This is a genomic window from Saccharopolyspora sp. NPDC050389 (genome assembly GCF_040655595.1).
Classification (GTDB): Bacteria; Actinomycetota; Actinomycetes; order Mycobacteriales; family Pseudonocardiaceae; genus Saccharopolyspora.
On the sequence record NZ_JBFAKG010000032.1, the window covers coordinates 1 to 25001 of the forward strand.

The 25001-nt window shown below is 67.2% G+C and carries 21 protein-coding genes and 1 pseudogene; 15 read left to right on the forward strand and 7 right to left on the reverse strand.

Annotated features, from left to right (window positions below; all coding sequences use genetic code 11):
* Positions 1 to 2: 2 nt before the first annotated feature.
* Both AB0I53_RS21745 and AB0I53_RS21750 read right to left on the reverse strand, forming a co-directional pair.
* Positions 3 to 395 (reverse strand): hypothetical protein, encoded by a 393-nt coding sequence (locus tag AB0I53_RS21745; RefSeq protein WP_358605719.1) that lies wholly within the window; start codon positions 393 to 395, stop codon positions 3 to 5.
* Between the two features lie 162 nt (positions 396 to 557).
* Positions 558 to 1490: a LysR family transcriptional regulator gene (locus tag AB0I53_RS21750; protein WP_358605722.1), complete on the reverse strand. Its 933-nt coding sequence runs from the start codon at positions 1488 to 1490 to the stop codon at positions 558 to 560.
* A 125-nt stretch (positions 1491 to 1615) separates the two neighbouring features.
* On the opposite strand from AB0I53_RS21750, the gene AB0I53_RS21755 reads away from it, so the two are divergent.
* The 12 genes from AB0I53_RS21755 to AB0I53_RS21810 all read left to right on the forward strand — a co-directional run bounded on the left by AB0I53_RS21755 (position 1616) and on the right by AB0I53_RS21810 (position 15326).
* Positions 1616 to 2830: an ATP-grasp domain-containing protein gene (locus AB0I53_RS21755; protein WP_358605725.1), complete on the forward strand. Its 1215-nt coding sequence runs from the start codon at positions 1616 to 1618 to the stop codon at positions 2828 to 2830.
* Positions 2827 to 3732, forward strand: coding sequence for a CoA-binding protein (locus AB0I53_RS21760; RefSeq protein WP_358605728.1), 906 nt, complete (start codon positions 2827 to 2829; stop codon positions 3730 to 3732). The genes AB0I53_RS21755 and AB0I53_RS21760 overlap by 4 nt, the downstream gene beginning before the upstream one ends.
* 33 nt (positions 3733 to 3765) lie before the next feature.
* Positions 3766 to 5388, forward strand: a complete 1623-nt coding sequence (locus AB0I53_RS21765; protein ID WP_358605731.1) for a carboxyl transferase domain-containing protein — start codon at positions 3766 to 3768, stop codon at positions 5386 to 5388.
* Positions 5389 to 5429: 41 nt separating this feature from the next.
* Positions 5430 to 5960 carry a biotin/lipoyl-containing protein gene (locus AB0I53_RS21770; protein ID WP_358605734.1) on the forward strand — a complete coding sequence of 177 codons (531 nt, stop codon included), beginning with the start codon at positions 5430 to 5432 and terminating at the stop codon, positions 5958 to 5960.
* Positions 5957 to 7387 (forward strand): acetyl-CoA carboxylase biotin carboxylase subunit, encoded by a 1431-nt coding sequence (gene accC, locus AB0I53_RS21775; protein WP_358605737.1) that lies wholly within the window; start codon positions 5957 to 5959, stop codon positions 7385 to 7387. Before AB0I53_RS21770 ends, accC begins: the two co-directional genes overlap by 4 nt.
* Positions 7384 to 8820, forward strand: a complete 1437-nt coding sequence (locus AB0I53_RS21780; RefSeq protein WP_358605740.1) for a hypothetical protein — start codon at positions 7384 to 7386, stop codon at positions 8818 to 8820. The genes accC and AB0I53_RS21780 overlap by 4 nt, the downstream gene beginning before the upstream one ends.
* A gap of 4 nt (positions 8821 to 8824) precedes the next feature.
* Positions 8825 to 10321: a hypothetical protein gene (locus AB0I53_RS21785; protein WP_358605743.1), complete on the forward strand. Its 1497-nt coding sequence runs from the start codon at positions 8825 to 8827 to the stop codon at positions 10319 to 10321.
* Positions 10314 to 10736, forward strand: a complete 423-nt coding sequence (locus AB0I53_RS21790; protein ID WP_358605745.1) for a Zn-ribbon domain-containing OB-fold protein — start codon at positions 10314 to 10316, stop codon at positions 10734 to 10736. Before AB0I53_RS21785 ends, AB0I53_RS21790 begins: the two co-directional genes overlap by 8 nt.
* On the forward strand, positions 10736 to 12280 hold the full coding sequence (locus tag AB0I53_RS21795) for an AMP-binding protein (RefSeq protein ID WP_358605747.1): 1545 nt from the start codon (positions 10736 to 10738) through the stop codon (positions 12278 to 12280). Before AB0I53_RS21790 ends, AB0I53_RS21795 begins: the two co-directional genes overlap by 1 nt.
* 3 nt (positions 12281 to 12283) lie before the next feature.
* On the forward strand, positions 12284 to 13456 hold the full coding sequence (locus AB0I53_RS21800; RefSeq protein WP_358605750.1) for a thiolase: 1173 nt from the start codon (positions 12284 to 12286) through the stop codon (positions 13454 to 13456).
* 63 nt (positions 13457 to 13519) lie between these two features.
* On the forward strand, positions 13520 to 14923 hold the full coding sequence (locus AB0I53_RS21805) for an MFS transporter (RefSeq protein WP_358605753.1): 1404 nt from the start codon (positions 13520 to 13522) through the stop codon (positions 14921 to 14923).
* A 265-nt stretch (positions 14924 to 15188) separates the two neighbouring features.
* Positions 15189 to 15326 carry a hypothetical protein gene (locus AB0I53_RS21810; protein ID WP_358605756.1) on the forward strand — a complete coding sequence of 46 codons (138 nt, stop codon included), beginning with the start codon at positions 15189 to 15191 and terminating at the stop codon, positions 15324 to 15326.
* 498 nt (positions 15327 to 15824) lie between these two features.
* Here the strand turns inward: AB0I53_RS21810 and AB0I53_RS21815 are convergent, their stop codons facing one another.
* Positions 15825 to 16457, reverse strand: coding sequence for a hypothetical protein (locus tag AB0I53_RS21815; protein WP_358605759.1), 633 nt, complete (start codon positions 16455 to 16457; stop codon positions 15825 to 15827).
* 658 nt (positions 16458 to 17115) lie between these two features.
* Here AB0I53_RS21815 and AB0I53_RS21820 point away from each other — a divergent pair.
* Positions 17116 to 17590: pseudogene (locus AB0I53_RS21820) on the forward strand (zinc-binding dehydrogenase); the annotation flags it as partial.
* Positions 17591 to 18155: 565 nt separating this feature from the next.
* On the forward strand, positions 18156 to 18644 hold the full coding sequence (locus AB0I53_RS21825) for a DUF5994 family protein (RefSeq protein WP_358605761.1): 489 nt from the start codon (positions 18156 to 18158) through the stop codon (positions 18642 to 18644).
* Positions 18645 to 18674: 30 nt separating this feature from the next.
* Here the strand turns inward: AB0I53_RS21825 and AB0I53_RS21830 are convergent, their stop codons facing one another.
* A complete protein-coding gene (locus tag AB0I53_RS21830) occupies positions 18675 to 19652 on the reverse strand; it encodes an acyl-CoA desaturase (RefSeq protein ID WP_358605958.1) in 978 nt (325 codons plus the stop codon).
* A 610-nt stretch (positions 19653 to 20262) separates the two neighbouring features.
* On the opposite strand from AB0I53_RS21830, the gene AB0I53_RS21835 reads away from it, so the two are divergent.
* Positions 20263 to 20715, forward strand: coding sequence for an Hsp20/alpha crystallin family protein (locus tag AB0I53_RS21835; RefSeq protein WP_358605764.1), 453 nt, complete (start codon positions 20263 to 20265; stop codon positions 20713 to 20715).
* A 179-nt stretch (positions 20716 to 20894) separates the two neighbouring features.
* Here AB0I53_RS21835 and AB0I53_RS21840 read toward each other — a convergent pair whose 3' ends face one another.
* Genes AB0I53_RS21840 through AB0I53_RS21850 form a run of 3 tightly spaced genes read right to left on the reverse strand, consistent with a single transcriptional unit; the run spans position 20895 to position 24982 of the window.
* Complete coding sequence (locus AB0I53_RS21840; RefSeq protein ID WP_358605767.1) at positions 20895 to 22184, reverse strand: MFS transporter; 1290 nt, start codon at positions 22182 to 22184, stop codon at positions 20895 to 20897.
* A 29-nt stretch (positions 22185 to 22213) separates the two neighbouring features.
* Entirely contained in the window at positions 22214 to 23416 is a 1203-nt protein-coding gene (locus AB0I53_RS21845) for an acyl-CoA dehydrogenase family protein (RefSeq protein WP_358605770.1), read from the reverse strand.
* A 9-nt stretch (positions 23417 to 23425) separates the two neighbouring features.
* Positions 23426 to 24982, reverse strand: a complete 1557-nt coding sequence (locus AB0I53_RS21850; protein ID WP_358605773.1) for a long-chain fatty acid--CoA ligase — start codon at positions 24980 to 24982, stop codon at positions 23426 to 23428.
* Positions 24983 to 25001: the final 19 nt, after the last annotated feature.

Consider the following 25001-nt stretch of genomic DNA (forward strand, 5'->3'; position numbering starts at 1 on the left):
GATCAGGCTGTCTCCAGCTTCCAGGCCCTTGCTGCGACAAGAGCCCGACACGGTCTCTCACCGCGTCCGGTAAAAGCAGCGCCTCGTGGCGCACAGTCCGGCTCGAAGATCGACTCCAACACCAGCTTCACGGATGCCTGTACCACCCGGTCGGTCACGGTCGCAATCCCGAGGCGACGGAGTTTGCCGTTCGCCTTGGGAATCATCCGCTCCCGCACCGGCAGTGGACGGAAACTGCGGTCTTTCAACGACGACCGCAACTCGTCGAGGAAGCTCTCGACTCCGCGCACTTCCTCGACGTAGTAGGTGGTTCGCCCATCTACGTCGGGCGTGCGGGCACCCTTGTTGGCCCGCACCCGAGCCCACGCCACCAGAAGGAACGCGGGATCGGTCACGAGGTTGAACAGGTCATCAAACCGGCGGTGAGGCCGCGCAACGGTCGAAAATTTCCGTCGAACTCGCCCAGTTTTCGTTGGACTGGCAATCCAGGTGGTCCCATGAAGTTGGCGGAAAACCGCTCAGCGCGGTCCCATGCACATGGCGGGCAACAATCGCGCCTACGGTTTGGGGGGTGTCGACCGCTTCAGCGGGTAGTTGCGCGACCATTCCGCACTGACCTCGCGCAGTGCCTGGATGAGCTTTCGTACCGCGGGCGCTGGTTGAGTGTCCGTGCGCCAGATCATGCAGACGGTCAGCTGGGGCGGGTCCCAGTCCGTTAGGGGTGTGGCGATCTCGTCGGAGTGGTGGTCGCGGAGCGTATGCCGGGGCAGCATGGCGATGCCCACTCCGGCGGCGACCATGAGCAGGCTCGTGTGCGGGTTGGTCGTCTCATAGACGATGTCCTGTGCTGTTGGTGCGAATGTGGAGTCCACCAGCTCCCGCAATGCGAAGCCGCGCGCGGAGACCACCCAGGACTGGCCCTCGAGGTCCTGGATGCTGACGGTTGGTTTGTTCGCCAGCGGATGGCTCCGGTGCACGCACAGCACGACTTCATCGGTGATCAGATCGGTTGCGGTGAGGTTCGCGCTGGAGGCCGGATCGCCGGGGCCCACCACCAGCCCGAGGTCGAGCTCGCCGTTCGTCACGCTGTCGAGCACTGCTTGGGAGCCGGATTCCTTCACTGAAAAGCGCACGTTGGGAAACGAGTTCCGGTAGGACGGGACCACTTTCGGCAGAAGTATCTGGCTGGCCGTGGTGACTGCGCCCAGACGGACGCTGCCGCTGCGCAGTCCGTTGATCAGCCCGGCCTCCTCTCGAAGGGCGCGGTCGGCCTGCAGCACCTGCCTGATGTGTGGGAGCAGAATCCGGGCCTCGGCGCTGGGGAGGACCCCGTTGGCGCGGCGGATCAGCAGGATGACGTTGAGATCCTCTTCGAGGCGCCGGATCTGCTGGCTGAGCGTCGGCTGCCCGACGCCGGCCTCCTGAGCTGCCTTGCGCAGGGAACCGTGGCGGATCGCCGCCTCCAGGTAGCGCAGCTGTTCCGATCTCATGCCGAGACCATAGGCGGCGCGATCGATGATGGCAATCACTGTGGTCTACGGTGGCCACTTCCTTGAATCAGTAACTTGCATCACGCTGATAGGCGAATCGAGAGGCCCACCACCTGAGGTCCTGGATGAAGGGAGACGAGATGCCCCGCGCTACCGAGAGCGCCGCGATGCCATGGCTTCGTCGGCTCGGCGTCGAGACGCCCGAGTTGATCGTCGTGACGGATGAGCAGCTATCGGCGTCGGACAGGCCTGCGTTCGGGCCACCGTGGGTGGTCAAGCCCGACATCGCGGGCAGCGGCAAGGGCCTCGCCGGCCTCGTGCACATCTGCCGGACCCGGGACGAGCTGTCGTCCGCCGTGACAGCAACCCTTCGAAGCGGCGCGCCCGCAGTGGTGGAGGAGTACGTCGAGGGTGCGGAGTGCTACCTCTCCATTGCCCTTGACGAGACCACACGTGGCGCCGTCGTACGTGCCAATGCCACCGGCGGCGTCGGTTTCGACGCGCACCAGGCGGCAGCCGCGACGGTCGGTCTGACGGAAGGCCTCGAGGACCACGTGGTAGCGGCCCTGCTCGATGAGGCTGCCGTCCACGACCTACGGCTGCGAAGTGCGATCGCTGGTGCGCTGCAGGTCCTGTGGACCGCCTTCTGCGGTGCGGAGGCCGTCCTCATCGAGGTCAACCCGTTCCGTTGGGACGGTGAGCGACTGGTCGCCGTCGGTGTGGCGGTCGAATTCGATCCCCACGGTCATCCGGCCGCACAGGCACTCCGGCCGACACCGCTGGTCGATCCCGGCGCTGTTCTGGACCGCGCACCCACCCCGCGCGAGCTGGCAGTGCGCGAGGCCGACGCCGCCGAGCCGAACCGGGCCGGCATCAAGTTCTTCGAGTTGGACGGCGACGTCGCCTGCATGATCACCGGTGGCGGTGCGGGACTTCTGGGGCTGGACTACCTGACGGATCTCGGCCTCCGCCCCGCTTGCTATCTCGACGCTTCGCCAGGTGCCGGTAGTGAGAAGCTGCAGACACTTTTCAGTTCCGCACTCTCTGTCCCCGGGCTTCGCGGGGTGCTGTTCGGCGGCGCAGTACTGAGTCTCGCCGATGCGCGTGACGTCGCGCTCGAGTTCGTTGCTGCCGCGGATCGGGCCGGATTCGACGCTACTCGTGTGCCGACTGTCGTCCGACTGGCCGGCCCGCACGAAGCAGCGGCCCACGCAGTCCTGAAAGAGCGCCTGCCAGGAGCGCTCGTACTTGATCGCGCAGCGTCGCTCGAAGATGCATGTGACCTGCTGCTGTCCGCCATGGAACGGTCACCGCAGGAACTGGAAGGGCTTGCCCGATGATTCGTCGACTTCTCGAAGCTGGTCCTGGGCTTCTCGTGCAAGGCATCACCGGTAGGCAAGGGCAGCTGGAGACCCGCTGGATGCTCGAGTCAGGTGTCAAGGTGGCAGCCGGTGTCACACCCGGCAAGGGCGGCTCCGAGGTGCACGGGGTGCCGGTCTTCGACACCGTCGCCGCGGCCGTCGCGGCGACGGGTGCACAGGTGGCGATGAGCTACGCGCCGCCGCAGGCCGCGGCCGATGCGGTCGAGGAGGCGGCGCAGGCGGGTATCGAGCTGATCGTGGTCAGCTCGGAGAACATTCCAGAGCATCGTTGGCTTCGGGCGCTCGAGGTCGCGCGAGCGCACAACTGCCGCGTGATCGGACCGAACTCCCAGGGCGTCGTCGTCCCAGGCGTGGCCAGAATCGGTTGTCCCGGCGGTGACGAACCGTGGCAGCGGTTCGCCCCCGGGTCGGTGGGCATCGTCTCGCGGAGCGGCGGCATGGCCTCCGAACTGTCGATGTTGATGCGGACGTGGGGATTGGGTACCAGCGTGCAGATGTCCATCGGCGGCATGCCGACGGTCGGCACCACCCTCACCGAAGGCGTCGAACTGGTCGCGAGTGACCCGAACACCCGCGCCGTGGTGGTGTTCGGCGAACCGTCCAGTCACCAAGAAGTCGACTTGGCCCTCGCGGTGGCAGACGGACGAATCGAGGTGCCGATCATCGCGATGGTGGCCGGGCGTGCCGGCGATTCCTTGCCGACGGCGCTGCCGTTCGGTCACGCACCGCGCGGCGCCGATGGTGCGACCGTGCAGGAAAAGTGTGCAGCGCTCGCCGACGCGGGCGTCCTCGTGGCCCGCTCGACGCATGACGTACGCGCGCACCTAGCGGAAGCACTCCCGGCCGCGGTTTCTCGCTGACCGGCATCCCTGACAGACAGGAAAAACCTCGCCATGCCCCAGATCGAATCCCGAGCGGATTCCCCGGCCCTGACCGTCGGCACCAGCGCCGCGGACAGCACCGGCCGGCCGTGGTTCGAAGCGGAAATAGCCAAGCGCCGTGAGTTCGCCCTGGCGATGGGTGGCCCGGACAAGATCGAGCGCCAACACGCGCGCGGCCGCTTGACGGCGCGCGAACGCGTCGAGCGACTCGTCGACGAGGGATCGTGGCGCGAGATCGGCATGATGACCGGCTCGGCCCGCTACGACGAACGCGGGCAGCTGATCTCGGTCGAACCGTCGAATGTTGTGTGCGGGCAGGCGAAGATCGATGGCCGTGACGTGATCGTCGTGGCCGAGGACTTCACCGTGCGAGGGGGGTCGTCGGAGGCGACCAACCCCGAGAAGTGGCAGTACGTCGAGCGCTTGGCGCTGACCTACCGTTGGCCCGTGATCCGGCTGGTCGAGACCGCCGGCGGCAGCGTCAACCTCCTCGAGCAGATGTCTGCCACCAAGATTCCCGGATACCCGCACTGGCCGATGGTGGAGTTGTTGGGCACCGTCCCCGTCGTCGGCGTCGCGCTCGGCGCCGCCGCCGGCCTCGGTGCGGTAAGGGTGTGCGCGAGCCACCTGTCGATCATGACCGCCGAAGGTTCCTATCTCTTCGCCGGTGGACCTGCGGTGGTGAGGAAGGCCGTGGGCGAAGACGTCACCAATGCCGAACTCGGCGGCTCGGGTGTGCATGCACGCGGATCAGGTGTCGTCGACAACGAGGCAGCCGACGAGTTCGAGGCACTCGAGCAAGTCGTCCGCTTCTTGTCCTACCTGCCGTCGAGCGTCCACGAGCTCCCTCCGGCGATGCCCTGCGCCGATCCGGTGGACCGTCGTGATGAGGCCTTGTCCACGACGATCCCGGCGATCAAGCAGTACTCGTACGACATGCGCGAGTTGCTGGCCTCGGTCTTCGACGACGGCAGCCTGTTCGAGATCGGACGCTACTTCGGACAATCTCAGATCACGATGCTCGCACGTCTCGACGGTCATCCCGTCGCGGTCCTCGCGAATGATCCCAGGTGGCTCGGCGGCTCATTGACCGTCGACTCCGCTGAGAAGATCACCAGGTTCGTCGACATGGCCGACACCTTCCACCTGCCGGTGGTGAACCTGATCGACCAGCCCGGCACCTTCGTCGGCAGCGATGCCGAGCAGAAGGGCACCCTGCGCAAGGGCATCAGGGCAGCGATGGCGCTCGAGCAGGCGCGTGTCCCCTGGCTCTCGCTGTTCGTGCGTCGCGCCTACGGGCTGGCCGGCGCCGCCTACGGCCCGGTGGGTGGTGGCAGCATCAACCGGCGTCTCGCCTGGCCGACGGCGCACTGGGGATCGATCCCCATCGAGGGCGGCGTCGAAGCCGCCTACCGGCGCACGCTCGCGGAAAGCGATGACCCGAACACGCTCCGCGAGGAGCTGTATGCCCGCTTCCAACCCGTGGAGAACCCGTTTCGAACCGCGGAACGGTTCGGCATCCAGGACATCATCGATCCCCGCGACACCCGTCCGATGCTGTGCGAATGGGTCCGTCAGGCATACCGAATCCTGCCCGAACATCTCGGTACGACCGCGCGCACCATGCGTGCCTGACCGCAGCTCCCATCGCGAATGCGACTTACGAGGAATGGAACATGAATCTCCAACACGCAGACGTCCGACGCATCCTTGAACTGCTGGACACCGCGGAGCATCTGGATTCGCTCGACCTTCGGATCGGAGACGTGGTCCTGCAGGCGCGCAAACCCGGGGCCGCGCAGCTGAGCGCGCTGCCGGTCGAACTCCCCGCAGCGCCCCCCACCACCGCGGCCCCGGACGTCAAGACGCCGCCACCCGCGCCGGCCAGTGCCCCGACCGCTGCCCCGGTGGCCGTCAGCAGCCCGGCGACATCCGAGGTCCCGGATCGGATGATCGCGATCCGGGCGCCCATGCCCGGCACGTTCTTCCGCACGCCCGCACCGGATCAGCCGCCGTTCGTGGAAGAGGGCCAGCAGGTCGAGGCGTCCGCGACGCTGTGCCTGGTCGAGGTCATGAAGATGTTCAACTCGGTCGCGGCGCCGGCAGCGGGCCGGGTCCATTCGATCCTCGCCGAGCACGGGCAAGCTGTGGAGCACAACCAGATCCTGATGATCGTCGATCCAGCCGAGGCGGAGGACGCAGCATGACCGGCGACATCCCCATCGTTCGGCACGACATCCGGAGGGTGTTCGTCGCCAATCGCGGCGAGATCGCGGTTCGCATCATCCGGGCGTGCCGTTCGCTCGGCATCGAAACCGTTCTCGGTGTATCCGAGGCGGACGTCGACAGCCTGGCCGCGCGGATGGCCGACGAGGTCGTCGTCATCGGCCCGCCCCAGCCGACGCACAGCTACCTCCGGGCGGACCTGCTGGTCCGGGCCGCGAAGCGGACCCGGTGCGACGCAGTCCATCCCGGCTACGGATTCCTGTCCGAACGCGCGTCGTTCGCCCGTGCCTGTGGTGACGCCGGACTGATCTTCATCGGTCCGACGCCTGAGTCCATTGACAGCATGGGCGACAAGATCACGGCGGTGGGCCTGGCTGCGGAGGCAGGCGTTCCGTGCGTGCCCGGCTCCGGGGCGGTGTCCGATCCGGACGAGGCCTTGACGATCGCCACCCAGATCGGTTTTCCCGTGCTGATCAAGGCGACTGCGGGCGGCGGCGGCCGCGGCATGCGGGTCGTGGGGTCGGCCGAGGAGCTCCCGGACGCGTTCCGATCCGCATCCTCGGAGGCCCAATCGGCCTTCGGTGATCCCACGCTGTACGTCGAGAAGTTCATCGAACGAGCGCGGCACATCGAGATCCAGGTCATCGGTGATCAGTTCGGCAACATCGTGCACCTGGGTGAGCGTGAGTGCTCGACGCAGCGCCGCCATCAGAAGCTGATCGAGGAGGCACCCTCACCGGTACTCGGGGAAGACGAACGTGCCGCCATGGGGGAGAGCGCGGTCCGCCTCGCACGGAATGTGGACTACGTCGGTGCGGGCACGGTCGAGTTCGTCGTCGACGACCGCGACAACAGCTACTACTTCCTGGAGATGAACACCCGCATCCAGGTCGAGCATCCCGTGACCGAGATGATCAGCGGACGCGACCTGGTGGCCGAGCAGATCCGCATCGCATCCGGCCTGCCGCTGTCCTTTGCGCAGGACGACATCGTCCTGCACGGCCACGCCATCGAGTGCCGCATCAACGCCGAGGACCCCGACCGGGGCTTTTTCCCCAGTCCTGGCTTGGTCGAGGAGTGGGCGCCGCCGAGCGGGGAGGGCGTGCGCGTCGACACCCACTGCCATTCGGGGTACACGGTCTCGCCGTACTACGACTCACTTCTCGCGAAGATCATCGTGCACGCCCCCACCCGGGCCAAGGCGATCGAGAAGATGAGCACCGCGCTGTCCGAGTTGACGGTCACCGGTCCGACGACCACCGCGGCGTTCCACCACGCGGTGCTCGCCCACCCGCACTTCTCCGAGGGGGCCGTCACCACGAGATGGGTCGAGGACACCTTTCTCCCATCGCGTGACCGTGACCTCGGCACTCGTCAGTCCCTCGCAGAGGCGGGAGCATCGGCATGAGCAGCCACCGGCTCACGTTCACCGACACGAGTCTTACCGACGGCCAGGCCGCGGTTTGGGCTGGAGCACTGGATGATCGGATGCTCCTCGCCCCCGCCGGAGCGTTGTCCTCCAGTGGGCTCGCGGCGGTCGAGGTGCTCAGCCCGGCGGTCCTGGACGAATGCCTGGCCCGCGATGAGCACCCGCTGCAGCGGGTGGAACTCGCCCGGCGGCACTACGGCTCCGTTCCGCTGCGCGCCACCGTCAACCTGCTGACCGGGCATGGACGACCGGGCGCCGACGTGCTCGGCCCCACGGCGATCGACGGCTGGCTGTCGGCACTTGCCGCGGCGGGCCTGCAGCAGGTGGTCCTGCTGGATCCGTTGCTGGAACTGGCTCGCCTCAAGGCGGCTCTGGAATCTGCCTCCACCGCGGGGCTGACCGCCATTGCCGCCCTGCCCTATGCGGCCGACGACGGCGTGTCGGACGAAACCTACGCGCAGCGAGCGGCCTCGCTCGTCGCTGCCGGCGCTGCGCGGGTGATGTTGCGGGACGAGAGCGGAGTACTGACACCGGATCGGGCTCACGACCTTTTCCCGACACTGGTGGCGGCGCTCGGCAGCACTCCACTCGACCTCCACACGCGATGCCATACCGCGCTCGGGACCGTCGTCGCTCTCGAGGCCGGCGGGCTCGGCGTCAGTGGCATCGACACGGCGCTGCCCTCGGTCGCCAACGGCGCCTCCCTGCCGTCGCTGCCGTCGTTGATCCGCGTCCTGCAACGCGAGCATCGCCATCTGGATCTGCCTGACCTCGACAGCCTGCTGGCCGCCGATGCGATCCTCGCCGATATCGCTGACCAGGAAGGCTTTCCGGCTGCGGCGGCGTGGCCTTTCGATCTGGCGACGTACGTCCATCAGCTGCCGGGCGAGGTGGCGGCCGACGTTCGGCAGGCCGTGCGCGAGCGTGGACGCTGGGCAGACCTGCACGAGTTCGCCGCCGAGTGCGCGGCCGTGCGCCGTGAGATGGGCTCGCCGCCGATGGTTGCCCCCTTCGCCCGCGCGATCGCCGAGCAGGCGATGTGTCACTTCGATGGCGAGCAGAGATACGAAAGCCTGCGGCCGGTGCTGCGCCGCTTGCTGCAGGGCGCGTACGGCACGGTCGATGGTGACCTTCGTACCGACCTCCAGGCGCGGGTCGGCTCACTGCTGTCATCCGAATCCTCGTCCCCGACGGTCGAAGCCGATCTCGAAGCCGACGATGAGGATGCAGTGCTCGCCTGGGTGGCCGGAGTCACGATCGCCACGGTCCCGCGGAGGGCGGACGTGGTGCCGTACGAGGCGTTGACACCCTACGAGAGCCTCGCTCGCGGATTGCTCGAGCGTGCCGGCCGGTACGCCACGTTGAGTGTGCACGCGCCCGGTGTCCGCATCCATCTGCAACAGGAAGGGTGATCCCGTGCTCACCAACCTTCGGAACCTCGTCGAGGCCGAATATGCCCGGACGGGTAAGCGACGGACGATCGCCCTGACCGACGGCACGCTCCGGGACGCTCATCAGTGCCTGTGGGCGACCCGGATGCGCACCGAACACATGCTGCCCATCGCGGAAAAGATCGAAGACGCGGGCTTCGGTTCCGTCGAGGCGCTCGCGATGGTGGGCTTCGACGCCGGAATCCTGTTCCTGAATCAGGACCCTTTCGAGCGGTTGCGGCTGCTCCGTGATCGGATCACGACGACTCCCCTCCGGAGCGGTGTCCGCAGCAACCTGCTTCATGGCTTCTACCCCCAGCCGGACGACATCAACGAGCTCTTCATCGAGCGGATGCTGGTCAACGGCATCCGCGACTTCGCGTTCCTCGACTCCCTCCACTCGTGGGACAACGTGGCACCCGGAATCCTCGTCGCCAAACGGCTCGGGGCGAAGGTCACGATCGCTCTCGTGTTCAACCTCGCGCCGGGCTACGACGACGATTTCTACGTCCGGCAGGCACGAGAGGTCATCGAGCGCTTCGGCCCGGACACGATCTGCCTCGCCGATGCCGGTGGCAGCCTGACCGTCGAGCGCACCCGGACGCTGGTACCGGCGCTGCGGGCCGCGATCGGCGACACCCGGCTGGAGCTGAACACGCACTGCTTGACCGGGATGGGTCCGCAGGTCGCTCTCGAGGCGGCGGTGTACGGCGCGGATCAGATCCTGACCGCCATTGACCCGCTGGCCAACGGCAACTCGCTGACGTCGGCCCAGATGATGGCCCGCGACCTGCGCGCCCTGGGGTTCGACGTCGCCGTCGACGACCGATTGCTCGACGAGGTCGGGGACTACCTGGGCAAGCTCGCCGACCAACTGGGTTACCCGGTGGGTGTCCCGGCGGAGTACGACCCCTCGAACTACCAGACGCAGTACGCCGGCGGCGCCATGACGAATCTCGAGGCGCAGCTGAAGGCGGCCGGAATTGCGGACAAGCTGCCGGCGGTGATCGAGGAGATCGGCCGGGTTCGCGAGGAGCTGGGTTCACCCGTCATGGCGACGCCGTTCCCCGCCATCGTCGCGGCCCAGGCGGTGATGAACGTCCTGAACACCGAGCGCTACGCCGTGGTGCCGGACGAGGTGAAAAAGTATGTGTGCGGATACTTCGGTGCGCTGCCTCTGCCCGTCGACGACAACGTCAGAGACCTGGTGATGAACAACGGCTCGCGCGACATATCCGAGACACCGCCGCAGCTCGACCCGATCCTGCCGCGACTGCGCGGCCGGCACGGGCACCTCTCGCCGGACGAGATGATCCTTCGGTACATGTACGACGACCAGAAGATCGACGCACTCGTCCCGGTCGAGGACACCTTCAGCGTCGAGCAGTCGATCGTGGAGTTGGTGGCCGGGCTCGGACGGATGCCGAGCCGGCGGAACGTGCGACTGGTGGCACCCGGCGTCGAACTGCGCGCCAATGGCTGACGCCGCGCTGCGCCCGGAACCTCGCCCCACCGCCGAGACGGCGGCCTACTGGGAGGCCGCCGCAGACGAGCGCCTGGTGGTCCAGCGTTGCGAAACTTGCGGGTGCCACCAGTTCTACCCGCGCGCTTTCTGCACGGCCTGCCTGTCGGAACGGCTGGATTGGGTGCAGTCCGCGGGGCTGGGGCGCATCTACACCTTCACGATCTGCCGGCTTCCCGCGCATCCCTCGATGGCGGACAAACTCCCCTATGCCGTGGCCATGATCGACCTCGACGAGGGGGTCCGGCTGCTGACCAACATCGTGGACTGCCCGATCGACCGCATCCGCGTCGGCGCCCGAGTCGCAGTGCGCTTCGAACGGATCAGCAGTACCACCGTCCTGCCCCAATTCACTCTGACAGAGCTGGAAGACTGATGATCACCGACTACTTCGACGCGGGTGCCGCTCGATACCCGGAGCGCACGTTTCTGCAGTCCGACACAGCACGGCTCAGCTACCAGGACGTCGTGGACGCGTCGCACGCGATTGCGCACGGACTGACCCAGGAAGGCCTGGGGAACGGCAACATCGGCATTCTGTCTCCCAATCATCCCGACGGCTTCGTCGCGATGCTCGGGATCCTGCGCGCGGGCGCCACCTACGTGCCGCTCAACGCCCGCGATCAGATCGAGGACCTGATCTGGTTCATGCGCTTCACGGAAATGTCGGCGTTGGTCTACCACGAGCAGTACCTCCCGCACATCGACCGCATCCGGTCCGAAGTACCCACGCTCACAGCATGTATCGCCTTCGAAGAGCACACCGCGAACGGGCCGAGCGCCGAGGCCTGGAAGCGAGAACACAGTGGACAGACCTGCGGCACCCGACGAGATCTCGACGACATTGCGTTGATCAAGTCCTCCGGCGGCACGACGGGCCGTCCGAAGGCGATCGTGCAGACCCACCGCTGCCTGCTCTCCGCCTACCGGATCGCCAATCAATTCACCGCACCGGCGAAAGAACCGGTGCACCTGGTGGTAGCGCCGCTGACCCATGCTGCGGGCGCGACGGCGATGGGGCTGTCCGCCTTCGGCACGCGCAACGTGCTGGCGCCGTCGACCGATCCCGCGGTGATCCTCGAACTGATCGAGCGGGAGCGAGTGACGCACATCTTCCTACCGCCGACAATGATCTACCGGCTCCTGGCGCATCCGGACGCACAGACCCGTGACTGTTCCTCCCTCGAGTACGTGATCTACGGCGCCGCGCCGATGTCGGTCGACAAGCTCAAGGAAGGGTTGGCGCTGTGGGGCCAGGTGTTCGTCCAGTTCTACGGTCAGTCCGAGGCACCGGGAGTGATCACGTGCCTGTCTCGTCAGGATCATTACCTCAGCGATGACCCCGCGGCCGTCGAACACCTCGCGTCGGCCGGCCGACCGACCGGGGCGTGTGAGGTGGCGCTGATGGATGACCACGGCAACTTCGTCCCGGCCGGCCAGCGCGGGGAGATCGTCGCCCGAGGTGAACTGGTCTGTCCCGGATACCTCAACAATCCCGAGGCGAACGCCGAAGCCCACCGCTTCGGCTGGCACCACACCGGCGACATCGGGGTCTTCGACGAGAGCGGCCACCTCTACGTCGTCGACCGCAAAAAAGACGTGGTGATCTCGGGCGGATTCAACATCTACCCCAGCGAGATCGAGCAGCTGATCTGGTCGCACCCCGCGGTGCAGGACTGCGCGGTCGTCGGTGTGCCCGACGACGACTGGGGCGAGCGGCTCACCGCCGTGATCGAGCTGAAGTCGGAGTCCGATGTGACCGCCGAGAGCATCGCCGAGATGTGCCGGAACCGGTTCGGCAGCATGAAGACCCCCAAGCAGGTCGAGTTCTGGCCCACGCTGCCGCGCAGCTCGGTCGGCAAGGTCCTCAAGAAGGACGTACGCGCCAAGCTCATCGACGAACACACGGGGACGGACTGAGAGATGGCGGACAAGCGCACCCTTGCGGGACGGTACGCCATCGTCGGGGTCGGTGAAGCGGGACTCGGGAGGGCGCCCGCCGGCTCCACGTCGCTGTCGCTGCAATGCCGGGCAGCACGCCTGGCGATGCTCGACGCCGGGCTCGGCCTGGCCGACATCGACGGTGTCTTCGCACACTGGGACGATCGTGCGAACGCACTCCTCGTTGCGGAGTACCTGGACATTCACCCGCGGTATGTCGACAACACGGTGGTCGGCGGCCAGTCCAACATCACCCACCTGGTCCATGCGATGGCCGCCATCGAGGCAGGCCTGTGCGAGGTCGCCCTGGTCACCTACGGCAGCACCCAGCGCCTGGACAAGAGTCGTGCACGGGGCGGCGTTGTCCAGGACCCGCGCTCGCCGATGGGCCAGTTCGCCACGCCGTACGGAATGCTCAATCCGGTCGGGTACTACGCCATGCTGACCCAGCTGTACTTCAGTCGCTTCGGCTGTGCGCCAGAAGATCTCGGCGAGGTGGCCCTCGCCGCCCGCCGTTGGGCACAGCTCAATCCGAACGCAGCACTCCAGGCGCCACTGACCATGGACGACTACCTCGCCTCACCGCTGATCGCCGACCCGCTCCGCAAGCTCGACATCTGCCAGATCAACGACGGCGCCGGCGCCATGATCCTGACCAGCACCGATCGTGCCCGCGACCTGGCGCGGAAACCGGTGTCGATTCGCGGCTTCGGTGATACCTACCGGCATCACATGACACCCCTCAGCAACGAGGACTGGCTCGACAACGGCGCCCTGCGCATGGTCGCCGACGACGCACTGGCCATGGCGCAGCTCGACCGCCAGGACATCGACATGGTCCAGATCTACGACGCATTCACCATCAACGTGCTCGTAGGGCTGGAAGCGCTCGGGTTCTGCGAACCCGGCGGCGCCGGCGCATTCGTCGGCGGCGGACGAATAGCCCCGGGAGGGACGTTCCCGCTGAACACCTCCGGTGGAGGGCTCTCGTTCAACCATTCCGGCCAGTTCGGCATGCAGTTGATGATCGAGGCGGTCCGCCAGCTGCGCGGTGAATGCGACCTGCGTCAGGTCCCCGGCGCGCGCACCTGCCTGGTGCAAGCCGGAGGAATGGTCATGTCCGCGTACATGGTCATGATCCTGGACGCGAACTGACTTCTCGGCCCGCTATCGAAGGCCTCGTCTCTGCCGGCCACTCATCCCTCCAAGGAGGGCCCTATGCAAGAGAAAACCATCGCGCCGGACGCTATGGTGACGGCCAACCTGCTGTCCCGCCTCGACCGGCTACCCATGACGAGGACAGCGCTGCTGACGACGATCCTCGTGACCGTCATCTGGGTCGCGGAGGGGTTCGAGACCGGGGTGATCGGCCCAATCCTGCTGCTGGTCAAGGAGTCCTGGGGCCTGACGGCTCAGGGCACCGCCCAGCTCGGGATCGCGTCCACCAGCGGCATCATCGTGGGCGCAGCCCTCGCCGGTCGTCTCATCGACCGCCACGGCCGCAAGGTGGTGCTGCTCTGGGGCGTCACGCTGTTTTCGCTGTTCTCCGCGCTGTGCGCGGTGTCGGCGGATGTCGGTTGGATCATGGCGATGCGCCTTCTCGGCGGCCTCGCGCTCGGCGCGGTCTTCCCGATCCCGTACCTCATGCTCTCGGAACTGCTGGGGACCCGGTCCCGCGCAAGAATGATCGCCGCGGCGTCCGCGGTGCTCGCGCTGAGCTATCTGATTCCTCAGGCTGCTGCGCTCGCCGTGATCGACCGCCTTCCGGTCGATCTGGCCTGGCGCATCCTGTTCCTCCTCGGCGGCCTGCCGATCCTGGCGGTGCCGTTCATCTACCGGTATCTGCCGGAAAGCCCGCGTTGGCTGCTGCTCAAGGGACGCGGAGTCGCAGCGCAGGCGCTGGTGGAGCGGATGGAACGCGAGGCGGGATACGAGCACGACAGCTCGCTCTTGCACCCCGGGATCACTGCCATCGTGCAAGCGGAATACGAGGCCGGCACCGAACGAGGCAGCAAGTCTGCGGCCCTGTTTCGCCGGCCGCTGCTCGGCCGACTCGTGCTGTGCCTACTGATCTGCGCCGGCGCAAGTGCCGGTGCCTATGTGCTCTTGGTGTACGCGTCAACGATTTACGCGGACATGGGGATGTCAGCCCAGGGAGCGCTGGTCACCACCATCGGGATCATCATTGCCGGCGCAGTGGGGGCGACCGCGGTGGGGCAGTTTGCCGACAGACTCGGCCGTAAGAAGACCTTCCTCACCTACAGCCTCGGCGCCGTGTTCGGTTTCAGCATGCTCGCGCTATCCCAGAGCCTTGCACTCGCTGTCGCCTTCGGTCTTGTCAGCGCGTTCTTCTGCACGGGTTTGGTGCCCTTCACCAAGCTGTTCACGGCCGAGCAATTCCCCACTCACGCACGGGGAACCGCCGCCGGGTTCGTGGAGTCCGCGAGCCGGTGCTTCGGTGGAGTTCTCGTCGTCGCGTCGATTCCCTTCCTGCAAGCCAATTGGGGGACGAGTGCTCCGTTCTGGCTCATTTGCGCGATCTTCCTGGTGTGCCTCGGACCCGTCGTGCTCCGTGCTCGTGAAACCCGCGGCATGAGCATCGACCAGGCAGGAGCGTCCTGAGTTCTGACGCCCCACGGGCCCCGCTTGCATCACAGGCGAGGGTGTCGCCCACCGGATGACCGGTAACCGCTTCAACGCCCGGGATTCCAGAACATTTGGCACAGGCGGAGAAGCCGATCACGAGTGGCGGTAACACCATGCGGGCACTTCGAGGGGCGCGGGCTCGCAGCATCCTTGGCGAGGATCGCCCAGTCGTGGAAGCTCGCCATCGCAGCGAGAGTTCGCCGGGTGCATCCGCACCGCTCTCCACGATCGTCAGGCCCTGGTGGGCAACGTCATCAGCACCGCTGCCGCCATCGAGGACAGCCGCCACGGCGGCGACGGTGTTGAGCGCGTCGCCGCCCACGCCGAAGCCAGCGCCGCGCCCGCCCGCCGCACCACCTACGGCCGGAGTCCGCGATGAACAGCCCGGGATCGATCGTGATCAGCTCTCGCGCACCGTGGGCCGACCTGCGGCAGCGCAAGCAGACCGCATACGACTCCATCGACGCCCAGCACCGGCGGAAAGGCTCGTTCTGATGGCTCGGTTCCAACGGCTCACCTGGGCCGATCTCGACAATCTGACCCGAGACGAACAGGCTGGAGGCCGAACAGGCGTACTGGGCACGTAATTCGCGTGATCACGGGCGCTGATCGCCACGCAGGCGAGGCGCTTTTGGGCATATGAAAGGGCCTCCGCAGCTGCGGAGACCCTTACCGGAACGCCAGCTCGAATTTGACGAGCGTCTTTCTCACTTCTGCACTCCGTCCTTGAGTTGGACCATGCATTCCTTCGGGGCTGTCGCGATCGCCCCTTCGGTTCACCGACCCTCTCAATCGATTCACCGCACTTTTAGTACACGCCCGTTCAGGGGAAAAGTCAATGAATCGAGCCGTCTGAGCTGCGAAAAACGGCGCGTGCTCAGCGGGGGCGGAACGGGTTGTCCCGGAGATCCGGCGGATGCTCGGTTTTGCCCCGGCGGTACCGCTCAGCCTGCCAGGCTTCCCAGACCCGTTCCAGTTGCGGCGTCGAACTGGTCGGCAGGGTGGTGGTCTCGCGGAAGGTGCGGAAGTCCAGGTCCGGTTCGGCCAGCCGACGCCGCCGCTCGGCCCGCGCGTCCCCACGCACGGCCGCGCCGTCGAGGTTCTCGACGCGGCGGGCGCGGGCCAGTTCGTCCACATCGGCGGCGATGCGCTCCAGCACAGCGGCGACCCGCGCGAGATCCACGGCTCGGTTGCAGGTGGCCGGCCAGTCGGCGATCGGGCGCAGGTTCACCACCGGCGGGTAGCGGCCGGTGTCGAGCTGGGTCAACCAGGCCGCGCACTGGCGCAGCCAGTCCACCTCATCACTGAGCCGGTCGGCCACCTGGTCTCGCCCGCCCAGTTCGGGATCATCCCCGTCGTCCGGGGCCTCCGGGGCAGGCCAGCCCGCCGCCCGCGGCTTGCCCAACGCGGCCTCAGCCGCCTCCACGTCGGCCCCGGCGACGAGGGCCCCGCCGCTTTCGCCAGCGTCCGGATCGAGACGCCCTCGGCCCGAGCCGAGACCAGTGCCCACAGCCGTTCCCGTTCGGCCTGCTCCAGCCGCCACGCCGCCCATGACACTCGTTGCAGCACACGGTTTCCCGCTGTCCGGCCTCGATCCGCTCGCTGATCGTCGCGGGCGGACTGCGACTGCCCCCTCGACGAACAACGCGAGTGCTTCGACCACGGCTGCGGCTGCAGCTGGCAGAACCCGCTGGGGAACCGCCTGGTGAACCCGTTGCTGTACCGGTGCCACCCGTCGCCCGTCGCCCGCGAAGTGGCCATCTGCCGATCCTCCGCAGGGGCAGGCGAATGGTTTCTGGACGAAGGGAACGACGGGGAACGTTGGGCAGATCCGGTGTTCTCTCCGCGCATTCGTTGACCTACGTGACTCTGTCTGCACCAAATTTCCGCAGCTCAGACGGCTCGATTCATTGACTTTTGCCCTGAACGGGCGTGTACTAAAAGTGCGGTGAATCGATTGAGAGGGTCGGTGAACCGAAGGGGCTATCGCGACAGCCCCGAAGGAATGCATGGTCCAACTCAAGGACGTTCGTAGTCCTGAGCCCCGCCGGAAGTTCTGGAGCAGGCGGAGTTCAGAAGTGCGAAAGACGCTCGTCAAACTCGAGCTGGCGTTCCGGTAAGGGCCTCCGCAGCTGCGGAGGCCCTTTCATACGCCCAGAAGCAACCGCCAGGTCACCCTGCACGCAGCAAGCGGCTCCGTGGGGAAGGACGACGGTCTCAGCCTCGGCGCGCACGACTACCGCGCGACCAGCGATCCGGCGACCTTCGAGGAGCTGGCCGGTTCGTTCGACCTCATCGTGAACACGGTGCGCGCGTCCCTGGACGTGAGCGCCTACCTGTACCTGCTGGGGCTCGGCGGAGCCGCTGGCGAACGTTGGCGCTCCGCCGGAGCCGGTGTCGTTCAACGTGTTCTCGCTGCCGGGCAACCGGCGGTTGATATCCGGCTCGCTGACCGGTGGCATCCGCCAAGCCCAGGAGATGCTGGATTTCTGCGCCGAGCACGGCGTCGGTGCCGAAGCCGAGGTGATCGGCGCGGAGAAGATCAACGAAGCCTACGAACGCGTGCTGGCCTCCGACGTGCGGTACCGCTTCGTCATCGTCATCGTCATCGTCATCGTCATCGTCATCGCGACGTTGGCGTGACCGCCCACCTGATCGGTTGCGCGAGGACGAAAGGGACTGTCCACAGTGGCTACATGACTCGTCGTCGACTGTTCGTCCTGGCTGGGGCGCCCGGGTGGTCTCCGAGTGGGCGGTGACCGCCCGGGACGTCGCTACCGGGCGGCCAAGGGCCCGAAATCCGTCCACGAAGGACGGAGCGCTGTTGCCGTCCGCGGTGGAGAACTGATGTCCACGGGACCTGGCCGCTCCGGCTCCGCATCCGGTACGAGCCGGACGGCGGTGCATGGCACGTGACGAGCCGCGGCATCCACCTGGTGACCCCGGCAGGATGCCGGGGTTGCCTGACCATCACGGCCACCTCCCCGGGCAACACCGCTACCCCCATCGTCCGCTCGGCGACCGTGCCCTCGCCGGCAACCGGAGCGGGAGCGAGCACCCCGAACGCTCGCGAACCCTCGCTATCGCCCCTGATCAAGGGCATTCGGCGTAGTCTGAGATCAACGAGGTTCTCGGCAACGTGAGCAGTCCAGCTCCACAGTCCCGGGGGTCAATACCGGTCGTTGATCGACCGGGAAGGAGTTCCACCATGGGACTCGACCAGCCGCGCCCGAGCACCGCTCCGCGCTTCACGCTCAAGCCGGCAACGAGCACGCGAGGATTCGTCGACGGCGCCTGGTGGCCGCGCTCGACGAACCCAGCAACCGAGTTCACGTCGCTGCTCACCGCACTCACCGCCACCTCGGGGCCGATGACCCGGCTCGCCTACAACCTGACCGCTTGGGAACCGGCCCCCAGGAAACTCCGCATCAATGGACGCCAGGTACGTCTCGAAGGCTTCCACGCACTCGATCAGCACACGGTCAGCCTGACGGACCCGAGCGGACACCATATGGTCCTGTTGCTCGTCCCCGCGGAGACGACCGAACTTCGCGGCAACGCGGTCCTGGCCAAAGCGTCCGAACAAGACAGCGTCGCCTCTCCCCACGACCTGCTGGCCGATGATCCGAAGCCAACCGAGGAATCACCGGAAGCCCGTTGGGAAAACGACGGCGGCCACCTTCTCACGGTCCGGTAGACCCGCTCGGCGGAGGAACGGATCATCGGTCTAGTACTGCTGCGGCACCGATGGGTGTCGCAGTGGTGCGCCGACGGCGTGCAGGTGCCGCAGGACCAGTGCGTAGGAATGGAACAGGCCGCACTGGCTGTATGACACTCCGCGGCTGGTGCAGAACTGGCGCACAAGCGGCTGGGCGTGGCGCAGGTTCGGCCGCGGCATGCTGGGGAAAAGGTGATGTTCGATCTGGTAGTTCAGGCCACCGAGCAGGAAGTCCACGAACCGGCCCCCGCGAACGTTGCGGGAGGTGAGCACCTGCTTGCGCAGGAAGTCCAGCTTGTCGGCCGCGGACAGGGTCGGCATGCCCTTGTGGTTGGGCGCGAACGCACAGCCCATGTACACGCCCCACAGCCCCTGATGTACCGCGATGAACGCCACCGCCTTGAGCGGTGACAACACCAGGAACACCACCACCAGGTAGCCCACCACATGAGCGGCGAGCAGAGCGGCTTCCACTCGGTGCGCCTTCACCTCCCGCCGCAGCACGGCCCGGATGCTGTGGACGTGCAGAACGATCCCCTCCAGCATCAGGAGAGGGAAGAACAAGAACGCTTGGTACTTGGCCATCCACCGGAGAGCGCCGCGCTTGGTGCGAGACTGCTCGGCGGTGAACGCCAGCGACTGAATGTCGATGTCGGGGTCGGTATCCTCGTGGTTCGGATTGGCGTGGTGACGCCGGTGCTTGCCGACCCACCAGCCGTAGCTGATTCCCGTCAGACAGCCGTGAACATGACCTACCAGATCGTTGGCCCGGCGGGAGCGGAAGATCTGGCGGTGCCCGGCATCATGTCCGATGAAGGCCAGCTGAGTGAACACTCCCGCCAAGGCCACCGCAGTGACCAGCTGCCACCACGAATCACCGAGCAAGACGAACGCCACCGCGCCGACCGCCAGCACCGCGCCGTTGAAGGCCATCTTCACCGCATAGTAAACGCGGCGAAGATCGAGCAAACCACGCTGCTTGACCATCTGAACCAACTCGGCGAAGTCACTGCCCCGCCCTGTGCCCGCGCCGCCCGGACGTGCGTCGTCCGGTTCGCCCACGGTCTCCACGGCGTCACCCGAGCTACACCGCCGGGCCCGCCGTTGTCCGCCAGCATCGGGCGCTGCATCGGAAGTCATGATCGCCCCCACCAGTCCTATGACCCAACTCGCCTAGCGACTCCCACAACCCCATGGGTGTGCTCAGCAGCCTAATCCCGGCCCAGAGCCACCGCAGGCGACTGCTTGTTCCGCAAAGGCCGAGGACACCCCGAAACCATCAGCACACCGGCACCTCTGCCACGTATCACCACAGGAGTGTCGCTGGCCAACAGACCCAGTTCTTCAGTGTCCACGGGACCTGTTGAAACGGGCCGAGACCGCAGCCATCGTCCCCAGCCGGCTCTCGAATGCGCATCTGCCACAAGCGTCGCGGTGCATGGAGGGATCTCTCCTTGCCGGACTAGAATTCTGCTCAGCAGTCGACTTGCACCATGTATCAGCAGGGACGTCATCCTGCCATCGAGAGCGCACCTGAGCCGCCATCCGGGGACGGTAAATCCCATCCCCAGGGCGTGTGTTCGAAAGGAGGTGTGCGATGCCGGTACTGCAGTTCGACCCGTTCCGCGACATCAACCGGTTGGCCAACGAGGTGCTCAGTGCGGCCCGCGCGCCGCAGCCCATGCCGATGGATGCCTACCGCCGCGGTGAGGAGTACGTCGTCGAGTTCGACCTACCAGGCATTGAGGGCGAGTCTCTGGAAATCATCGCCGAGCACAACACACTGACAGTGCGTGCTCAGCGCAGCCCGACCGAGTCCAGCGGTTCGGAAGTCGGCTGGGTGGTCGCCGAACGCCCCACCGGCACGTTCGCCCGGCAACTGCAGCTCGGCGGAGCCCTGGATGTCGACCGCATCCAGGCCGAGTACCGCAACGGGGTGCTGACCCTGCGGATCCCGGTAGCCGAGCAGGCCAAACCCCGCCGCATCAGCGTCGGCCGAAGCGACGAACCCCGCACGATCGCCGGGCCCACCGAAGACTCCGACGGCTAAGCAGGTCGGCTCTCTTCCAGCGGACCACCGTGCCGGCCGGGTCTGTAACGGAAATGGTGTTTCCGGCGGGTGTTGATCGAGGCTCTCATGTGGACGGTGGGTGTTGAAGTGGTCCCGATCAGTCATTTGGAACGGCGGATGTGCCTGTGCTGTCCGGGTTTGCTGCCTGCGGAAATGCGTCATCCTTCGTTGGCGGTGACGTCCCGGCGTGCCTGCTCGGCGCTGTCGTGGGCATAAGGGTGGTACAAGGCGGCCGAGGCGAGACCGTTCGCCGTGGTGAGTGCGACCGTGATGAGGAGCAGCGAGAGTTGCAGCCCGATCTGGTCCCCGAGGTAGCCCGTGAGCAGTGCGTAGCCGCCGTATGAGACGGACTCGACCAGGTAGACGGAGACGGCGAACGCCAGGGAACGCAGGTGCGGTGGAACGACCGCCATCACGAGCGGGCGGTTCACGACGGGGACCTGTCCCTGGAGCAGCCCGAGCATCGCGAACAGCACCGCGTACGGCGCGATGCCCTCCGCCGTGAGCTGCAGCGCGACGAAGGCGATGGCGGCGAAGGCGAGCTGGCTGGCCTGGAGCATGACCACGCGGCCGCTTCGGGGGAGGGCCAGGTGGAGGCGGTCCAGGAGTCGCCCTCCGAGGAGGGTGCCGACGACGTACCCCAGCGAGAACGGCAGCGCGGCGACCGATGCCGTCGAGGTCGAGAACCCGCGCTCCTCGACCAGGAACACGATCCCGAAGCTCATCATCACGTTCTGGCCCGAGAAGAGGCGCTGCACCAGCAGGTAGCGGAAGCTCCGGATGCGAAGCAGTTGGCGCAGGCCGTTGCGCGTCCTTCGCGCTTTGGTCTCAAGTTCGTCGCGATGCGGTGCGCTGCTGGAGGCCGATGGCCTGGGGTCGTCGAGGAAAACCAGGATCAGGACACCGATCACCAGGCAGATCGCGCCCGAGCAGAGGTAGCCGTAGCGCCAGCCGTTGTCGACGTGCGCCAGTAATCCGAACACCGGTGCGCTGACGCCAGCGGTGATCGCGACCCCGGCGTAGAGGATTCCGGTGGCGCGGCCCCGGTGGTGGTCGTCGTAGACGTCGCCGAGGATCTCCAGGGCAATGGCACCGGAACCGGCGAAGCCGGCGGCTCCGATGCCGTAGAACACGAGGAACAGGGTGAAGTTCGTGGACATGCCGGCGGCCATGATCCAGACGCCCCAGAACCCGGAGCAGATCGCCAGGACCGTCCGTCGCGAGTACCGGCGGCCGAGCATCGCCCACGGGACGCTCGTGGCGGCGCCTGCGACCTTGGCGACCGCGACGATCGTGCCCAGTGCTGCCGCCGACAGCCCGAAGGCGTCGCGCATGAGCGGGAACATCACCGTGGTGATGCTGTTCTCGGCGTTGTCCATGGAGGTCGATGCGGTGAGCAGGGCGAGGTTCTTGCCACGCGACCAGCGGGTCCCGTGCCCGGGTGTCACGGCGGCCCCCTCAGTCCGGGTGGCGGCGCTCACCGCGAGGCTCCGGCTGCCGTTGCGGCCCTTCCCGCGAGGCCCTTGGCGATCGCGTTCTTGTGGATCTCGGTGGTGCCGGTGACGATCCGGAACATGCGCAGGGTGCGGAAGATCTGCTCCACCTCGTGCCCCTGCGTGACGCCGGTCTTGCCGTGGATCTGCACGGCGAGGTCGGCCACCCGGAAGGCCGCTTCGGCGGTGAACAGCTTGCACATGTTGGCCTCGACGACGATCGGCTCACCGCGGTCGGCCTGGGCCGCGGTGGCCAGCACCATCGCGCGGGCGGCATGCAGGTCGGTGGACATCTGCGCGAGGTGGTGCTGGATCGCCTGCAACTCGACCATGGGGCCGCCGAAGACGGTGCGGTTGCGGGCGTAATCCAGCGACAGCTGCAGGGCGCGCCGGGCGAGGCCGATCATGGTGGGACAGTGCAGCAGGCGGTTCATGTTGATCCGGCCGACACCGACCTGCAGCCCCTTGCCGAGGGGACCGAGCACGTTCGCCGCGGGCACGAAGCAGTCCTCGAGGAGGATGTCGCCCTCGATGTGCTGGCCGGACATGGGGGTGTCGCCGTCGAGCACGGTGCAGCCCGCAGCGTCGAAGTCGACGATGAACGCGCTGTACGTCTCGCCCTCGTCGTGGTGGCGGGCGACCACGATCGCGAAGTCGGCGAAGGGAGCTGCGGAGCTGAACACCTTGCGGCCGGTCAGCCGATACCCGTCTTCGTCGCGCCGGGCGGTCGTCGTCATCCGGCGGATGTCGGAGCCGGCCTGGGGTTCGGTGAGCGAGAAGCAGCAGGCCCGCTCGCCGCGGACGACCGGTAGGAAGTACCGCTCCAGCTGCTCCTGGGTGGCGACGTTGAGCGCCACGCCCACCCGCAGGGGCCCGCCCATGTCGCCGAGGACGTTCGGGAACAGCGACGACCCGCGGGCTGCGGCTTCCTCCTTGAGCACGCACAGGTCGTGGTTCGACAGTCCGTGGCCGCCCAGCTCCGACGGCAGGTTGATGCCGTAGAAGCCGAGCTCGCGGCTGCGGCGCCACACCTGTCGCAGGGTCGTTCGGTCGAGCCGGGTTTCGGCGGTGATGCCGCGCTCGCGCTCGAACGGGATCAGCTCCTCGTCGAGGTAGGACCGCAGCTTGGCGACCCAGCCCTGCAGCTCGGGCAGGTGGCGGTAGTCGGGTTCCGGCGTGAAGGTCATCGGGCCTCCTCAGTTGACCCGGCGGTCGACGCCGGCCCAGTAGGTCTCGCGGATCGCCTTCCGGTCGATCTTCCCGTTCTGGTTGATCGGCAGCGCATCGACGAAGTCGACAGATCGCGGGCGCTTCATGCGTGCCAGGTGCTCGCCGCAGAACTCGATCAGCGCCTCGGCGTCCACAGTGGAACCTGGACGGCGCACCGCCACGGCTTTGACCGCCTCGCCCCACCGGTCGTCGGGTACGCCGACGACGGCGGCGTCGTAGACGTCGGGATGGCGGTGCAGCACCGCCTCCACCTCGACGCAGTAGATGTTGAAGCCGCCGGAAATGATCATGTCCTTCTTCCGGTCGACGATGAACACGTAGCCGTCCTCGCGGCGGGTGGCCAGGTCACCGGTGCGGAACCAGCCGTCCCGGAAGCTGCGCGCGGTCAGCTCCGGGGCCTCGTGGTAGCCGGGCACCACCTCCGGGCCGCGGACCACGATCTCGCCCACCTCGCCGGGCGGCACCTCCCGGAAGTCGTCGTCCACGACGAGGACCTCGGCTTCGGTGGCCGGTCGTCCGCACGAGGACAGCAGCTCCTGCTCGCCGTCCTCGATGGCCCGCCGGTGGTCCTCGGTGGTGAGGAACATGACCGCCGAGGTGGTTTCGCCCGCCCCGTACGCCTGCGCCAGGACGGGGCCGAAGAAGTCCCAGGCCGCACGAATCCGGGTCGGCGTCGTCGGTGCGGCGCCGTACACCACGCGCTCCAAGCTGCTCAGGTCGAAGTCGTCGCGCGAACAGGCCTGCAGGATGAAATTGATCATCGTCGGGATGAGCAGCGCGTGCGTCACCCGCTCCCGCTCGATGGTTTCCAGCACCTGCTTGGGCTCGAAACCGCGCAGCACCACGAGGCAGCCACCGGCGAACACGATGCCGATGATCGGCATTCCCGATGCGTGCGTGATCGGGCCGACCAGCAGTTGCCGTTGGCCGGGGCCGACGCGGACTTCGGGGCTGGAGGCGAACTTGCGCATGAGGGCCAGCCGGTTGCCCTGCGTCTGCACCGCCGCCTTGAGGGCTCCGGTGGAGCCGGAGGTGAAGTGCAGCACCGCGGGGTCCTCCGGGCACACGTCGGCCCACGCGGGCGGCGCGTCGGTCCGGGCCAGGAAATCGGCGTACCCGTGCTGCGCGCCCACGGCGCCGGGTAGCCCGACCACGTGCTCGACCGGGCTGTCGACCGCCGCGGCGACCGCCACCGGGACGTGCTCGGGACCGGCGAGCAGGACGCGGGCGCCGGATTCGCGCAACAGGTGCGCAACCTCGCCCTCGCTCAGCCGGGCGTTGATCGGCACCCGCACGAAACCGCCCTTGTAGAGCGCGAACTCGGTCACCACGAGTTCGGCGCAGTTCCACGACAGCGTGGCGACCCGGTCACCTGCGGCCAAGCCGAGATCTTGGAGAGCGGCGGCGAGCCGGTCGGAGTCGTGGTCCAGCTGGGCGTAGGTCATCCGGGTCTGCTCGCAGACGACGGCCTCGGCTCCGGGCTGGTGCACCGCATTGCGGCGCAGGAACTGGGCAAGGTTCATGGGGTGGTCTCTTCCGGTG

Excerpts from the sequence above, each read along its gene's own strand:
- AB0I53_RS21750 (WP_358605722.1), bottom strand. The coding sequence starts at position 1,490 with ATGAGATCGGAACAGCTGCGCTACCTGGAGGCGGCGATCCGCCACGGT.
- AB0I53_RS21755 (WP_358605725.1), top strand. The coding sequence starts at position 1,616 with ATGAAGGGAGACGAGATGCCCCGCGCTACCGAGAGCGCCGCGATGCCA.
- AB0I53_RS21760 (WP_358605728.1), top strand. The coding sequence starts at position 2,827 with ATGATTCGTCGACTTCTCGAAGCTGGTCCTGGGCTTCTCGTGCAAGGC.
- AB0I53_RS21765 (WP_358605731.1), top strand. The coding sequence starts at position 3,766 with ATGCCCCAGATCGAATCCCGAGCGGATTCCCCGGCCCTGACCGTCGGC.
- AB0I53_RS21770 (WP_358605734.1), top strand. The coding sequence starts at position 5,430 with ATGAATCTCCAACACGCAGACGTCCGACGCATCCTTGAACTGCTGGAC.
- accC (WP_358605737.1), top strand. The coding sequence starts at position 5,957 with ATGACCGGCGACATCCCCATCGTTCGGCACGACATCCGGAGGGTGTTC.
- AB0I53_RS21780 (WP_358605740.1), top strand. The coding sequence starts at position 7,384 with ATGAGCAGCCACCGGCTCACGTTCACCGACACGAGTCTTACCGACGGC.
- AB0I53_RS21790 (WP_358605745.1), top strand. The coding sequence starts at position 10,314 with ATGGCTGACGCCGCGCTGCGCCCGGAACCTCGCCCCACCGCCGAGACG.
- AB0I53_RS21795 (WP_358605747.1), top strand. The coding sequence starts at position 10,736 with ATGATCACCGACTACTTCGACGCGGGTGCCGCTCGATACCCGGAGCGC.
- AB0I53_RS21800 (WP_358605750.1), top strand. The coding sequence starts at position 12,284 with ATGGCGGACAAGCGCACCCTTGCGGGACGGTACGCCATCGTCGGGGTC.
- AB0I53_RS21805 (WP_358605753.1), top strand. The coding sequence starts at position 13,520 with ATGCAAGAGAAAACCATCGCGCCGGACGCTATGGTGACGGCCAACCTG.
- AB0I53_RS21825 (WP_358605761.1), top strand. The coding sequence starts at position 18,156 with ATGGGACTCGACCAGCCGCGCCCGAGCACCGCTCCGCGCTTCACGCTC.
- AB0I53_RS21830 (WP_358605958.1), bottom strand. The coding sequence starts at position 19,652 with ATGGTCAAGCAGCGTGGTTTGCTCGATCTTCGCCGCGTTTACTATGCG.
- AB0I53_RS21835 (WP_358605764.1), top strand. The coding sequence starts at position 20,263 with ATGCCGGTACTGCAGTTCGACCCGTTCCGCGACATCAACCGGTTGGCC.
- AB0I53_RS21845 (WP_358605770.1), bottom strand. The coding sequence starts at position 23,416 with ATGACCTTCACGCCGGAACCCGACTACCGCCACCTGCCCGAGCTGCAG.
- AB0I53_RS21850 (WP_358605773.1), bottom strand. The coding sequence starts at position 24,982 with ATGAACCTTGCCCAGTTCCTGCGCCGCAATGCGGTGCACCAGCCCGGA.